We start from the raw sequence: 13,380 nt of genomic DNA on the forward strand, positions 1-13,380 counted from the left end.
CCCCCGGTAGGGGCGCGATTCGCGCCCCTACCGGACCGGTCACGCGAGCTGTTCTTCGCTGCTCATCGATTTCGGTGCGGCGTCGACGTCATCGATGCGGTAGCGGGCCGCGGCCTGCGCGACCACCGCCGGATCGATACCGCCGGTGCGTCCCAGGGCCTCCAGCGCCGCCAGGGCGATGGATTCGGCGTCGACGTTGAACACCCGCCGCGCCGCCTGCCGGGTGTCGGAGAACCCGAATCCGTCGGTGCCCAGCGTGGTGTAGTCGCCGGGGACCCACTTGCGGATCTGGTCCGGCACCGCGCGCATCCAGTCGGATGCCGCCACGAACGGCCCCTGCGCCTGCGACAGCACCCGCGTCACATATGGCGCATCGGTTCCGGCATCCGGATGGCGCAGCGTGTGGATCTCCTTGGCCAGCGCCTCCCGGCGCAGCTCGCTCCACGAGGTCACCGACCACACATCCGCCTGCACACCCCAGTCCTGCGCCAGCAGCTCCTGCGCGCGCAGGCCGTCGGGCATCGTCACACCCGCGACCAGGATCTGGACGCGCGCATCGCCACCGCCGCGAGCCGCGTCATCTGTACCGCCGCCCCGGCGGTACAGATAGATGCCCTTCAGCAGGCCCTCGATATCGAGGTCGTCCGGCTCGGCCGGCTGCTGATACGGCTCGTTGTAGAGGGTGATGTAGTAGAAGACGTTCTCGCCGCCGAAGACGTCGTCCGCCATGACCGGATGGGTACCCGGCACCTCCGAGGCCAGTGTTCCGCCCGGGCCGAGCTGCGGTCGCCCGCCCCCGTACATCCGGCGCAGGCCGTCGCGCACGATGTGGGCGATCTCGAAGGCGAACGCCGGATCGTAGGAGACGACCGCCGGATTGGTCGAGGCCAGCAGCAGCGAATGGCCGTCGTTGTGCTGCAAACCCTCACCGGTCAGCGTCGTGCGCCCGGCGGTCGCGCCGAGGACGAAACCGCGGGCGAGCTGGTCGGCGGCCGCCCAGAGGCCGTCGCCGGTGCGCTGGAACCCGAACATCGAATAGAAGATGTAGAGCGGGATCATCGGCTCGCCGTGGGTGGCGTAGGACGTGCCGGCCGCGGTGAACGACGCGGTCGAGCCGGCCTCGTTGATGCCCTCGTGCAGGATCTGGCCGACTTGGCTTTCCTTGTAGGCCAGCATCAATTCCGCGTCGACGGAGGTGTACAGCTGCCCGTTGCGGTTGTAGATCTTCAGCGAGGGGAACCACGAGTCCATACCGAAGGTGCGGGCCTCGTCGGGAATGATCGGCACGATGCGCTTGCCGATCTCCTTGTCGCGCAACAGTTCCTTCATCAGCCGCACGAACGCCATGGTGGTCGCCACGTTCTGCTTACCCGAACCCTTGCGCACCGAGGCGTAGGGCGCGTCGCCGGGCAACTGCAAAGGCTTTGCCGCCGAACGCCGTTCGGGCAGGTAGCCGCCCAGCGCGCGGCGCCGGTCCAGCATGTAGCCGATCTCGTGCGAATCCATGCCCGGGTGGTAGTACGGGGGCAGATACGGATCGGCCTCGAGCTGGGCGTCGGTGATCGGAATGCGCTGCACGTCGCGGAACGCCTTCAGATCGTCGAGCGTCATCTTCTTCATCTGGTGCGTCGCGTTGCGCGCCTCGAAGTGCTTGCCCAGGCCGTAACCCTTGATGGTCTTGGCCAGGATCACCGTCGGCTTGCCCTGATGAGCCAGCGCCGCCGCGTAGGCCGCGTAGATCTTGCGGTAGTCGTGGCCACCGCGCTTGAGGTTCCAGACCTGCTGATCGGTCAGGTCCTTCACCAGATCCTTGGTGCGCGGATCGCGGCCGAAGAAGTGCTCGCGCACGTAGGCGCCGTCATTGGCCTTGTAGGTCTGGTAGTCGCCGTCCGGGGTCGAGTTCATCAGGTTGACCAGCGCACCGTCGCGGTCGGCGCCCAGCAGCGCATCCCACTCCCGGCCCCAGATCACCTTGATGACGTTCCAGCCGGCGCCGCGGAAGAACGACTCCAGCTCCTGGATGATCTTGCCGTTACCGCGGACCGGGCCGTCGAGCCGCTGCAGATTGCAGTTGATGACGAAGGTCAGGTTGTCCAGACCCTCCAGCGCCGCCACATGTGCCAGACCGCGCGATTCCGCCTCGTCCATCTCGCCGTCGCCGAGGAAGGCCCACACGTGCTGATCGGAGGTGTCCTTGATCCCGCGATCGTGCAGGTAGTGGTTGAAGCGCGCCTGGTAGATGGCGTTCATCGGGCCCAGGCCCATGGAAACCGTGGGGAATTCCCAGAAATCGGGCATCAGCCGCGGATGCGGATACGACGACAAGCCGTGGCCCGGACCGCCGTGGCTGTATTCCTGGCGGAACCCGTCGAGCTGATCCTCGGTCAGGCGGCCCTCGAGGAAGGCGCGCGCGTAGATGCCGGGGGAGGCGTGGCCCTGGATGAAGATCTGATCGCCGCCGCCGGGATGGTCCTTACCGCGGAAGAAGTGGTTGAAGCCGACCTCGTACAGCGCCGCGGATGACGCGTAGGTCGAAATATGGCCGCCCACACCGATTCCCGGCCGCTGCGCGCGATGCACCATGACCGCGGCGTTCCAGCGGATCCAGGCGCGGTAGCGGCGCTCGACCTCTTCGTCGCCGGGGAACCAGGGCTCGTTCTCGGTGGGGATGGTGTTGACGTAATCGGTGGAGGTCAGCGAAGGAATGGTGACGTGACGTTCACCGGCGCGCTCGAGCAGGCGCAGCATCAGATAGCGCGCGCGGCCGGGGCCTTCGCGCTCGAGCATCTCGTCGAAGGAATCGAGCCACTCGCTCGTCTCCTCCGGGTCGATGTCCGGTAGATATGACGCCACCCCCTCGCGGATCACACGCACCCGCGCACCGGCCGGGCGGGCGGGCGCCGACTGGTGGTCGGCGGAACCGTTGCTGCTCGTCGGCTCGGGGTCGGATGCAGAATTTGACGAAATCGGGTGCATCAGGTCGGTCAAAATCAATGCTCCTCGTACAGGGGGTGGACAAGCTGATGGCTCTAACCCCGGGCAGCACCGCTGGTGTGCGGGCCGTCCGTCGCTCACGGTTTGGGGCGCACCTCACATCCTTGTCGATGATGCGTCCCAGGTCATCATGTCAGCCGTAAATCCAGTACCGTTCGCTAGGCTGTGACGCTCGTTGCAGCGGAGCTCGCCACAGAACATTCTTTCGACTGCTCGAGAAGCGGGGAGGACGATGAAACTGCTGAACCCACGTGGGTTCGGACTGATGTGCGCGACCTTGGCGGTCGGCACCGGACTGGTGGTGGCAGGATGCTCTACCGCTGTCCACGGTACCGCGACGGTGAACCAGGCGGACGCGGCCGCGTTCCGCACCGAGATGGCAGCGTCCTCGGCCGCGGCCACCTCGTCGAAAAAGGCTGCCGCACAGACGAAGGCCGTCGCCGACAACTGCACACCCTTCCGTGAGACCACCGGCGCCGCGGTGACGAAGTACAACGACTTCGTCGACGCGCACGATGCGAACGCCCCCGATCAGGACGCCAAGCGCGATGCCGCCGCCCAGACCCTCGAGGACGCCGCGCGGACCGTGGAGGGACGGGTCACCGCCGCCGGCGACGCGTTACCCGCGGATCTGGCGCAGAAGTTCACCGACTATGTGAACGCCGCCCGCGGACTGGCCGGCGAATCCCGCAAGATGACCTACACCGCGCCCGTCGGCACGCTCAACGACGCCAGTAAGCGAGTCAACGACGCGCTGAACGCGGTGCGTACCGCATGCCCGGCGCGATAGCCGGGAAACGGATGTCCCGGGGCCGCTCAGGGCGTTGCGAACCGCCTCTGCAGGCTTCGCCCCGGGGCATGCATCCGCGACATTTCGGAGGTTATTTGGGCGGATCGGCTTGCGTTGCGGCCGATAACCATGTTCGCTTGCAACTATCTGTTGTCGGGAGTTGAGGAGGACACCACCGTGGTCGCCGCGGCGGACGCGCAGAACTACGCTCAGAAGCTTGGCATTGCCCACGGCATGGCGGTTCAGGAGTTGGGCTGGGACGAGGACACCGCAGACGAGTTGAGGGCGTCTGTCGAGGACGCGATCGGCTCCGAACTACTCGACGAGGACACCGACGAGGTGATCGACGTCGTACTGCTGTGGTGGCGCGACGGAGACGGCGACCTGGTCGACGAACTGATGGATGCCATCGGTCCGCTCGCCGAGGACGGTGTCGTGTGGGTGCTCACCCCCAAGACCGGCCAGCCCGGGCATGTCGATCCCAGCGAGATCGCCGAATCCGCCCCCACCGCGGGGTTGACGTCGACCACACCGGTCAGCCTCGGCACCTGGACCGGCACCAAGCTGATGCAGCCCAAGACGCCCTCGAAGCAGCGCTGACCCACCGCGTGACTATTGTTTCGCACGGGCGGCCGCCGAGTACCGGAACAGCCCGCCGTCGAAGACAGGAGGACTGCGCATGCCGCTCGAAGTGGGTACGGCCGCACCGGATTTCACGCTGAAGGATCAGAACAACCAGGATGTGAGCCTCGCCGACTACCGGGGCCACAAGAATGTCCTGATCGTCTTCTACCCGCTGGCATTCACCGGCATCTGCCAGGGTGAGCTGTGCAAGGTGCGCGACGAACTGCCCAAGTTCCAGAACGACAACGCCGAGATCCTCGCCATCTCCGTCGGACCCCCGCCCACCCACAAGATCTGGGCGGCCGAGCAGGGCTATACCTTCCCGCTGCTGTCGGATTTCTGGCCGCACGGCGCCGTCACCCAGGCCTACGGTGTCTTCAACGACAAAACCGGCTTCCCCAACCGCGGCACCTTCGTCGTGGACAAGGACGGAATCATCCGTTTCGCCGAAATGAACGGCCCCGGAGAGCCCCGTGACCAGGCGGCTTGGGAGAAAGCGCTCACTGCACTAGATTCATGAACCGCCGCGTACGGACCCGGACATCCGGCCCCGCGCAGCACACCATCTTCACCGCCGCCCGGCCGGTGAAGTCCGGGCGTATAGCTCAGTGGTAGAGCACTGGTCTTACACACCAGCGGTCGGGGGTTCGAACCCCTCTGCGCCCACTTCATTTTCCCAGGTAGAAGACCTTTTCTCCCGAATTCTTGCGTCCCATGCGAGTGGCCGAAGCCGTGAAGTGGCCAAGAAGTGGCCAACGCGCGGTGGGATCACTGTTCCTGGGCCTGGTCGGGGTTGTCGAACAAGGTGTCGCCGAGTTGGGCGAGCCGTTCCTGATACGGGTGGGCGTAGACGCGCAGCAGTACGGCAGGGTCGTGGCCGAGCCATTTGGCGACGGTGTCGGGTGAGGCGCCGGAGTCCAGCAACATGGTGGCGGCGGTGTGGCGGACATCCTTGAGCCGGATGCGCGGAACGCTGGCCGCGGTCATCTGCCGCCGGACCTCGTCGCCGTACCACTCGGGTCGCATCGGTTCGCCGTCTTCGTGGCGGGCGATCAGATCGTGCTCGTCGGGGTAGGCCGCGCCGAGCGCGAGCTTCTCGCGTGCCTGGACGGCATGAAAGGCGCGCAGTGCGTGCAGGACATCTGGTGGCACGGGCAGGGTGCGCGTGGAGCGCCACGATTTGGGGTCGCCGATCTCGGTCTCGGTCGCGGTGACCGCGACCCGGCCCTGCCGGACTGTGACGGTGCCGGCATCGAAGTCGACCGCGTTCCATTCCAGTCCCATGATTTCCGAGCGTCGCAGCCCGCACAGTGACAGCAGGAACAGCGCGTAGAGCCGGTGCCCGCGGACGTGGTCACGGAACTGGCGGCTGTGATCGCGGGTCCATACCTGGAAGTCCTCGCCGCGCACGCTGGGCCGCCGGACGGTGCGCGCGACGTTGCGGGGCACGAGGCCCTGGGTGACGGCGTCGTTGAGGGCCGCGGTCAGTTGGATCAACATGGTGGTGACGGTCTGGTCGGAGACGCCTTTGCGTTCCGGCGGTTTCGGCGGTGTCGGGGCCAGTGTGTAGTGGCCTCGCCCCAGGCGTGTGAGGTGCCCGGAGCGTACGAGTCGGGTGAGGTATTGGCTGGTGTTGGGGCCGAATTTGTCGACGATGTCGCCGGCGCGGACGCCTGCGGGGTGGTGGCGGGTGAATTCGAGGATGGCGGTGGCGGTGTCGCTGAGGGGCTTGCGGGGGTTGCGGCCTTGGGTGAGTCGCCAGGTGACGAGGTCGTCGATGTGTTGTTTGGTGAGTTTCTGCAGCGGGAGCCGTCCGAGTCGGCGGATGACGGGTTTGAGGGCGTGGCGGTATCCGGTCGCGGTGACGCGGCGGACGTCGCGTCTGCCGTCGAGCCATTTGTCGAGGTATTCGCTGACGGTGATGGTGGTGCGGGGGACGTAGCGGCCTTCGGCGACTTCGGTGGTGATGCGCCGGTATTCGCGGCGGGCCTCGGCGAGGGTGAGGTAGGTGAAACGCTGCCGGTCGCGGGTGCCGTCGGGCTTGGCACCGACGTCGACGCGGAACCAGTAGGTCTTGGTGCCGTTGGCGGCGGTGTGGACGTTGATCGGTTCGCCGCGGCGGGCGGGTTTTGGTCTGTCGGTCATGGCGGCGTAGCTCCTTCCGGGGGTGGGTTTTTCGGTTTGCGGTTCAGTTCTCCGGGGATGAGGAGTCGCTGTTCGCGGGCTTTGCTGAGCCACCAGCGCACGGTGTTGGCGCTGGGTTGCCGTTTCGGGTCCGGCTCGACGCAAGCGGCGACGTACTGCGGGATCGGCTGGCCTCGCCGGTGCGCTTCTCGTGCGTAGTCGGCGATTTCGTGCAGGAATTCGTTGGTGAGTTTGCGCGGGCGCCCTCTCCCGCGGCGGCGGGGCTGCTCGGATTTGGCCACATCGGTGTGCTGCTCGGGGGCGACCAGGCGATCGGGGATGGTTTCGACGTCGTGCATCGATGTCAGCAGACCGGATCCCGCGGCAGCGGCAATGCGTGCGAGGGGAATGGATTTCAGATCGGCGTTGGTGATCGCGACATCGCCGAACCCGGGTGGGGAATAGAGTCGCAGATCCACGATCTGCGGCGGCTGCCCCGGCTCTTCGACGACACGGACTTCGAATCGGAATGGTGATCCCGCGAGTTGCACGACGGCCCGGTGCCCGGGCAGCCGTCTCAACGCTGTATCTCCGTGAGTGCCATCGGGTCTCGATCGCCGCTGTGGTGTGACCGCCGGCGGTAAAAAGTCCACGAACGTGACATCGCCGGGCTTGGTTGGCGGCTGGACGAGTTCTAGGGGGTTGCGTGGGACGGGTTTTTTCCCTGCCATTTTTCCAATGTTATCGAAGATGGAAAAATAACGTGGGTGGGCGCAATATGGATGGCATGACCACACGTGCGGAAGAGGCACTGAAGCGTGTCACGAGCGAGCCGACCGTGTCTGTCGATGACGCCGCAGTTCTACTCGGAGTTGGTAGATCGACGGTCTACGCGGCAGTGAAGTTGCAGGAGTTGCCCAGTATTCGAGTGCGCCAACGGTTGCGGATCCCATCGAGCTGGCTTCGCCAAGTCCTGGATTTGGCCGATCGCGCGGCTACGAATCCAGGTACCGAGGCCGGCAGGTTAGGCGATTAGCTCAGGGTGCTGCGGGCAACTCATTGGGGCCCCTGTTCAGGGTCTGCTTGGGACGCACTTGCCGCTCAAAATCGAACCGCGACACAGAATCAGGCAGTGATGCGCCAGTTGCCCCGGCATCTCCGAAGCACCGATCGAGGAAACTCAGGTAAGTCGCCTCAGCGAGCTTAAACTGCCGGACCCGATACGGTTCAGACGTCTGACCGCCGCAGTGTTCGCAAGCGGTGTCAGAGAACGGTATTTAGAGTGTTCTCGTCCAGGCCTGTGCCGCGGTGGGTGTCTGGGTCCCAGTCGTAGGTGCCGTACCAGCGGCCGAGGTTTCCGATGATGTTGTGGATCGAGGGTGTGACGTCTGATCGTTGTGCGATGTGCGTTGCGAGTTGGACTGTCCAGGGCTGGAGTCTTCTGAGTGCTGTTCTGGCGGTGATTGTTCCGTTGCTGATGGCGGTGAGTAGCGGGTCGACGTGTCGGGCTTCGTCCGGGGTTGCGGCGATTACCTGGGGGACAGATTCTTCGTCGATCATCCGGAAGGCCTTCTTCTTGTCGCGTCTGGTGGAGGTGCCGGCGTCGATGAGGGGGCCGTCGGTAACCGCGCGGAAGTCGAGTTTCTCGCGGTTGTCCTGGATGGTTGGTCCGGCTGGCCATGTGGTTTTGTCGCGGGAGGTGCGTTCGAGTTGGAGGTCGCGATAAAGCGCGCTGTAGTAGCGCGCGAGTGCCCGTTGGTCGTCGAGTTCGGCTGGTTTCGTGCCGAAGTGTTCGACGGTGAGTCCGACTGAGATTTTGTAGTCCGGTGGCATGTGGCCGTCGGCGGGATCGAACACGATGACTATGCCATCGTCCGGGAATTCGCCGTTGCGGTTGCAGCGTCCTGCGGCCTGCTGCAGTGAGTCCGCGGGGGCGAGAGCGCGCCACACGGTGGGGAAGGACAGGTCGACTCCTGCTTCGATGAGTTGAGTGGAGATGAGTAGGGGCGGCTCGCCGGCACGTAGTCGTGAGTTGACCGTTTCCAGGACAGCTTGCCGGTGCTCGGCGCACAGTCTGGTCGACAGGTGCCAGGCATGGCCGGTGTGCTGGAGCAGTCGGTAGAGGTTGCGGGCGTCGGCGACGGTGTTCACGACGATCAGGGCCTGCGGTTGCGTGGCGGCCTCGTCGGCGATCTGTTGCCATGTCGGTGGGGGATCGAGCCGCCACTGGTAGTTGACTCGGCGGGCCCGGTCGAACAGTGGTTGCGGGTCGGCGATCACCTCGGTGATATCGACGGCATTGTGGGTCGTGGAGTGTTTCCATACCGACAGGGCCTGGAATTCGGGTTGCGTGGCGGAGGTGAGCAGGACGGTGGCGTTGAACGGCGGCTCGGCTAACGTTCGCAGCCCGCTGAGGATCGGCAGCAGTAAGTGATGCGGCAGTGCTTGGACTTCGTCGAGGACGATCACCGAGTTGGCCAGCCGATGCAGTTTGCGGATCTGGGAAGGCTTGCGTCCGAACAGTGATTCGGCAGGTTTCTGGTTCGAGTCCAGATGGGGGAGCAGAAAACGACCCCTGACCAGGGTGGATATCGCACTGGTCAGGGGCCGTACTCGTACCGGAGTCTTCCGAATCGTAGAAAAGTCGTCGTAAAGTCGCGGACCGTCCTTTTTCGTCCGCATTCCCATCGAGCCGGGACCGCAGCCCGGCCAGCACCGCGTCGTTGATCACCGCGGCCGCCTCGTGATGGACCTTTCCGCGGCGCATGTACCGCCGTTGCGTCATGGCCGGGTCGGCATGTTGCAGCACGTCGGCGGTGACCCGCGCCGACATCTTCGCGTCGTCCAGCGTGAGGGCGATGAATTTCCGGAAGGTGTACGGCGTGATGTCGTCGGGAAGCCCCAGCGCTTCCCGCACCCGCTGCCACTGATGGTTGACATTCACCGGGTCGCGTGCGGTCCACTCGAACGACGGAAAGATGAGGTCTGTCTCATACTCGGCGGGCGGAGGATCGGTCTTCTTCCGTAGCTGTATGCGTTGCCAGCGGCGGTCCAAGATCTTGACCGCGAAGTCGGGCAGGGCGATTGTTCCCTGCGGATTCTTGCGATCTCCTTCCTTCACGACCCGCACGAGCCCTTTGCCCTTGACTCGCACGATCTTGCCGACGGTGCGGATGGTTCGTCTCTCCCGGTGGTAATCCGGCCAGGCGAGTCCGAGCACTTGGCTCGGACATTGCCCGACCGCCGCGGAGATGGCGATGAAGTCGGCGAGGTCTGCGCTCTCGCAATAGGCTGCCACCGTCGGGGGCGTATATGACCGTGCTGCTCGCGTGCGCTCGGCCTTGGAAAGGATCCGCGGGCACGGCACGGTCGACCAGTAGACCGAGGCGAGGATGAAGCACAGATCCTCGATCTCGATATCGCCGGCCCCGCCGACGCGGCCCTTCGGCTGGACGTCTTCCGGGATCTCCGCTTCGCGAACCGGGTTCACTTCGAAGGCGTTCTTGCGCACCGCGAAGCGGAACATTCCCGACATCAGCGAACGTGCGTTGAGCATGGAACCGCGGCCGTGCTTCTCGGCCACTTTTTCCAGGTACGACTCGGCGGTGCTGGTTCTGAACTCTTCGGGCCCGATATGCCGGTAGCCGTAGTCGGCGATCAGATCGGCAGCCCACCGGTCGTATTGGCGCAACGTGCCGGGCGCGCGACCCTTCTTGACGAGATGAGCGCGATACGCGGCCCACAGCTCGGCGACTGTCGTGGCGCGTGTGATGTCGGTGCCGGAGTCGGGAACCAGCGAAGCGGCGGCGAAACGCGCAGCCTGCTCGGCGCGTGAACCGTCGCGGTCGGGCACTCGCCTACCTCTGCTGTCGAACCGTGGAGGCGAGACACGAGTAACCCTGCGACCCTTGCCGGACCGATCGCGAACCCAGACTTCAGCCCTCCACTGCCCGGGACGAAGCTCGGTCAGGGTGGCGCCGCCGGGGAATCCCACCGGCCGCGGCGGCCGTCCAGTTCTCGCCATCTCACCTCCTCGTTGGGTGGAAAAATCAAGAAGCAAAAAATGTTTGGCCTCAACGGCGAGACAAGGCGACGGGCAAGGCCGATATTTGCGCAGTTGGCCGACTCATTCAGCATGCGCTGGAGAGTGTCAATTGCGGATTCGTACTCGATCGGACCCCGTCCGGTGCGCTGCATCCTTCACAAGGATCGGTTGGCGCTCAGCGCTTATGGATTGCCGAGTCACCGTCATCGCGTCGCCTGACACCAGCTACGTAGCGTCGGAATTCCGACAGTCATCGCCCATACGTCATTTCGGATGTATTTGTCGCAGTACTGAGCCATCTTCCCGCGCCTCCAGCGCGGCGTCCAGCGCGTCCAGATCCCATCGGAAATCTCGTCCGACCCGCTTCGGCTTCGGAAGCCACGGATACTTGTCCCTGTTTCGATTCCACCGTCGGAGAACCTCGGGATGGACTCGGATGTACTGTGCCGCATCCTTTGTGTCTGCCCAACGGCGCGGTCGCGATGTGGGCTCATTGCCTGACAATGCGGCTCACCCATGCTGGGCGCAGGTCCGGTTCGTATCTGCGTCGGCTAATCGGCCCTGTACCATTGTGTGTGGTGCGGCGACAGTCGCTTCAACTTCGAGCGTTCTCGAGGCAGCACATGACTGGGGCAACGCACGGCACGTCCACCTTTCCCGGTGCTTCCGTGCCGGCTGGGGAGTGAACCCAGACGGCGTCGGGCAGAAACCGGGGATCCCACACGGCCCCAGGCCCAGTCGAGTTCGATTCAGGACTAGACATGCGCAATTGATCGGAAGGGACAGTTTCCAGCTGAGACAGCTGTCTTTCGGTAGGACATGACACATCCTTCGATTGCGATCGGTATGTGTTCGTCCCTCGCGGTTTGCCTCTATTGGAAGCCGAGTGCTCCCAGCTGTCAAGGCCCTTGACGTCTGAGGCTCCTTTTCGGCATCGCGGCGATGACCACACAGATAGCCGCCAGCGCTGTCAGCGGCGCGTGTGTCGTGTCCCAGCGGCCATCGAGATCGGCTACCGGATTCTACTGTTGCAGTGAATGTTTGGCAGCGACCTGGGCGTACAAGAACATAATCAGCTCAGTCGGCAGCAACGGGTTCGATGGGGACTTCTTGCTCATTCGAGCGGGCTGTACACAGACCGGCCACCTTCACGGCCATCGACTTCCCCCTTCCGGCTTGCCCAGGATAACGCCGCTCCATGGATACGCCGTACAGGGCCGCCGCAAGCTTCATGATACTCCAGGTAACAGCCAATTATGAGAGCAGTAGCGTAAGCCAAGGTCCGATCATGGTGAACTCGCGCTATTCGTCAGTGCAGGTGGTGTATTCGTAACGAACCTCTCGCGCATGGATGTCGCGGCCGCAGCAGGTGCAGCGGATCACCTGCTCGAGCTCACCATCGTCGTCGGCGTGCAACAGCCGCAATGTGGGCCCCTCTGGACCCCACCGGTTGCCCCATTGCATGAGGGCGACCGTGATCCCGTAGAGGTCGCGGCCCTTTTCGGTGAGCCGATATTCGTCGCGGGGTGGCCGCTCGCTGTAGCGGCGGCGTTTCAGGATGCCGTTGTCCACTAGCTTCTTGAGGCGTTCGGTCAGGACGTTGCGCGCCACGCCCAGGTTGCGACGCATATCGGCGAACCTGCGGACGCCGAAGAAGATTTCTCGCAGGATCAGGAAGGTCCAGCGGTCCCCTACGTGCTCGACTGCGGCGGCAACTGGATCATGCTGGAGACGCCGGAGCTCGTCGTGGAGTTCGCTCATTCGCCCAGATTACCGAGGTGGGTTGCGAAAGAAAACCTACTCTGCCAGGGTAGGTCTCGAATCGAAACTAACTCGGGAGGCCGACATGCCCGCCAAATTCCGCGAACGGGTGCTCACCGCTGCCCTGCAACCCATCTCCTCACCCCGGAGACTCCGGCTGGGCCCGACGACAACGCTCTCAGGAAAGCGAGTCGTGGTCACCGGAGCCTCATCCGGGATCGGACGTGCCACCGCGCTCCGGCTGGCCGACCTCGGCGCTGAGGTGGCGCTGGTCGCCCGGGGCCGAGACGCACTTGACGAGGTCCACGACGAGATCGCTCGTCACGACGGCCGCGTACGTGTTCTCCCCTGCGACCTCACCGATCGCGCGGCCGTGCAGGAACTGGCCGCCGAACTCCTCGATGAGTGGGGGCAGGTGGACATCCTGATCAACAACGCCGGTCGTTCGATCCGCCGGACCGTGCAGGAATCGTGCAAACGATTCCACGACTTCGAACGCATGATGGCCGTGAACTATTACGGGCCTGTGGCACTCACGCTGGAATTGCTGCCGAGCATGATCGAGCACGGTGCCGGCCACATAATCAATGTCGCGACCTGGGGTGTGCCGGCCGGTCGGATGCCGAAGTTCGCCGCCTACCATTCCTCCAAATCGGCGCTGACCGCCTTCGGGCACAGTCTCGGTGCCGAAGTCGCCGAGCACGGAATCCACGTGACAGCCGTACATTTTCCGCTGGTTCGCACGCCGATGATCGCGCCCACCGCCCACTATCGCGGAAAGCCCGCGCTCACCCCGGCGCAGGCGTCGGAATGGATGATCACCGCAATCGCCACCCGCGCACACCATCTACGCCCGCGCTATGTCCCGATGATCGCAGCGGTCAGCGCCCTCTCCCCCGCCACCGCAGACTCGATCCTGCTGAGAATCAGCTGAAACCACACAGGAGCAGTAATAACCTCGCCGATCGACCTCATCGCCGCCGTCCTCAAAATTACAGCTGACATCATCGCCCTCATCGGTCCCGAACAGCTCGGCGCTGCC

At 64.6% G+C, this 13,380-nt stretch carries 10 protein-coding genes, 1 tRNA gene and 1 pseudogene; 6 read left to right on the forward strand and 6 right to left on the reverse strand.

The features are described 5' to 3' along the window. Positions 1 to 39 precede the first annotated feature (39 nt). Positions 40 to 2,988, reverse strand: coding sequence for a pyruvate dehydrogenase (acetyl-transferring), homodimeric type (gene aceE, locus IRT45_RS24825; protein ID WP_375540150.1), 2,949 nt, complete (start codon positions 2,986 to 2,988; stop codon positions 40 to 42). A gap of 238 nt (positions 2,989 to 3,226) precedes the next feature. On the opposite strand from aceE, the gene IRT45_RS24830 reads away from it, so the two are divergent. The 4 genes from IRT45_RS24830 (at position 3,227) to IRT45_RS24845 (ending at position 5,074) form a co-directional block, all read left to right on the forward strand. Then, positions 3,227 to 3,784, forward strand: a complete 558-nt coding sequence (locus IRT45_RS24830) for a hypothetical protein (RefSeq protein ID WP_228534975.1) — start codon at positions 3,227 to 3,229, stop codon at positions 3,782 to 3,784. Between the two features lie 177 nt (positions 3,785 to 3,961). Continuing rightward, positions 3,962 to 4,384 (forward strand): DUF3052 domain-containing protein, encoded by a 423-nt coding sequence (locus tag IRT45_RS24835; RefSeq protein WP_030518770.1) that lies wholly within the window; start codon positions 3,962 to 3,964, stop codon positions 4,382 to 4,384. Between the two features lie 79 nt (positions 4,385 to 4,463). Then, complete coding sequence (locus IRT45_RS24840; protein WP_062999484.1) at positions 4,464 to 4,928, forward strand: peroxiredoxin; 465 nt, start codon at positions 4,464 to 4,466, stop codon at positions 4,926 to 4,928. Between the two features lie 74 nt (positions 4,929 to 5,002). Beyond that, positions 5,003 to 5,074, forward strand: a tRNA-Val gene (locus IRT45_RS24845). A 102-nt stretch (positions 5,075 to 5,176) separates the two neighbouring features. On the opposite strand, the gene IRT45_RS24850 is transcribed toward IRT45_RS24845, so the two are convergent. Further along, entirely contained in the window at positions 5,177 to 6,553 is a 1,377-nt protein-coding gene (locus IRT45_RS24850; RefSeq protein WP_194808293.1) for a site-specific integrase, read from the reverse strand. Further along, positions 6,550 to 7,263 (reverse strand): hypothetical protein, encoded by a 714-nt coding sequence (locus IRT45_RS24855; protein WP_194808294.1) that lies wholly within the window; start codon positions 7,261 to 7,263, stop codon positions 6,550 to 6,552. The genes IRT45_RS24850 and IRT45_RS24855 overlap by 4 nt, the downstream gene beginning before the upstream one ends. A 56-nt stretch (positions 7,264 to 7,319) precedes the next feature. Between IRT45_RS24855 and IRT45_RS38085 the strand changes: the two genes are divergently transcribed. Further along, a complete protein-coding gene (locus tag IRT45_RS38085; protein WP_194808295.1) occupies positions 7,320 to 7,568 on the forward strand; it encodes a helix-turn-helix domain-containing protein in 249 nt (82 codons plus the stop codon). Between the two features lie 227 nt (positions 7,569 to 7,795). Here the strand turns inward: IRT45_RS38085 and IRT45_RS24865 are convergent, their stop codons facing one another. The 3 genes and pseudogenes from IRT45_RS24865 to IRT45_RS24875 all read right to left on the reverse strand — a co-directional run bounded on the left by IRT45_RS24865 (position 7,796) and on the right by IRT45_RS24875 (position 12,338). Continuing rightward, entirely contained in the window at positions 7,796 to 9,220 is a 1,425-nt protein-coding gene (locus tag IRT45_RS24865) for a CRISPR-associated helicase/endonuclease Cas3 (RefSeq protein WP_194808296.1), read from the reverse strand. An 85-nt stretch (positions 9,221 to 9,305) separates the two neighbouring features. Further along, positions 9,306 to 10,556: pseudogene (gene xerC, locus IRT45_RS37840) on the reverse strand (tyrosine recombinase XerC); the annotation flags it as partial. A gap of 1,323 nt (positions 10,557 to 11,879) precedes the next feature. Further along, positions 11,880 to 12,338 carry a helix-turn-helix domain-containing protein gene (locus tag IRT45_RS24875; RefSeq protein ID WP_194808297.1) on the reverse strand — a complete coding sequence of 153 codons (459 nt, stop codon included), beginning with the start codon at positions 12,336 to 12,338 and terminating at the stop codon, positions 11,880 to 11,882. Between the two features lie 109 nt (positions 12,339 to 12,447). Between IRT45_RS24875 and IRT45_RS24880 the strand changes: the two genes are divergently transcribed. After that, complete coding sequence (locus IRT45_RS24880) at positions 12,448 to 13,272, forward strand: SDR family NAD(P)-dependent oxidoreductase (RefSeq protein WP_194808320.1); 825 nt, start codon at positions 12,448 to 12,450, stop codon at positions 13,270 to 13,272. Positions 13,273 to 13,380 lie beyond the last annotated feature (108 nt).

It is taken from the genome of Nocardia sp. BSTN01 (genome assembly GCF_015354405.1).
In the GTDB taxonomy this organism is placed as follows: Bacteria; Actinomycetota; Actinomycetes; order Mycobacteriales; family Mycobacteriaceae; genus Nocardia.

Bases quoted from the DNA above. Each gene is read 5' to 3' on its own strand.
- IRT45_RS24830 (WP_228534975.1), top strand. From the start codon at position 3,227: ATGAAACTGCTGAACCCACGTGGGTTCGGACTGATGTGCGCGACCTTG.
- IRT45_RS24840 (WP_062999484.1), top strand. From the start codon at position 4,464: ATGCCGCTCGAAGTGGGTACGGCCGCACCGGATTTCACGCTGAAGGAT.
- IRT45_RS24850 (WP_194808293.1), bottom strand. From the start codon at position 6,553: ATGACCGACAGACCAAAACCCGCCCGCCGCGGCGAACCGATCAACGTC.
- IRT45_RS24855 (WP_194808294.1), bottom strand. From the start codon at position 7,263: ATGGCAGGGAAAAAACCCGTCCCACGCAACCCCCTAGAACTCGTCCAG.
- IRT45_RS38085 (WP_194808295.1), top strand. From the start codon at position 7,320: ATGACCACACGTGCGGAAGAGGCACTGAAGCGTGTCACGAGCGAGCCG.
- IRT45_RS24865 (WP_194808296.1), bottom strand. From the start codon at position 9,220: ATGGGAATGCGGACGAAAAAGGACGGTCCGCGACTTTACGACGACTTT.
- IRT45_RS24875 (WP_194808297.1), bottom strand. From the start codon at position 12,338: ATGAGCGAACTCCACGACGAGCTCCGGCGTCTCCAGCATGATCCAGTT.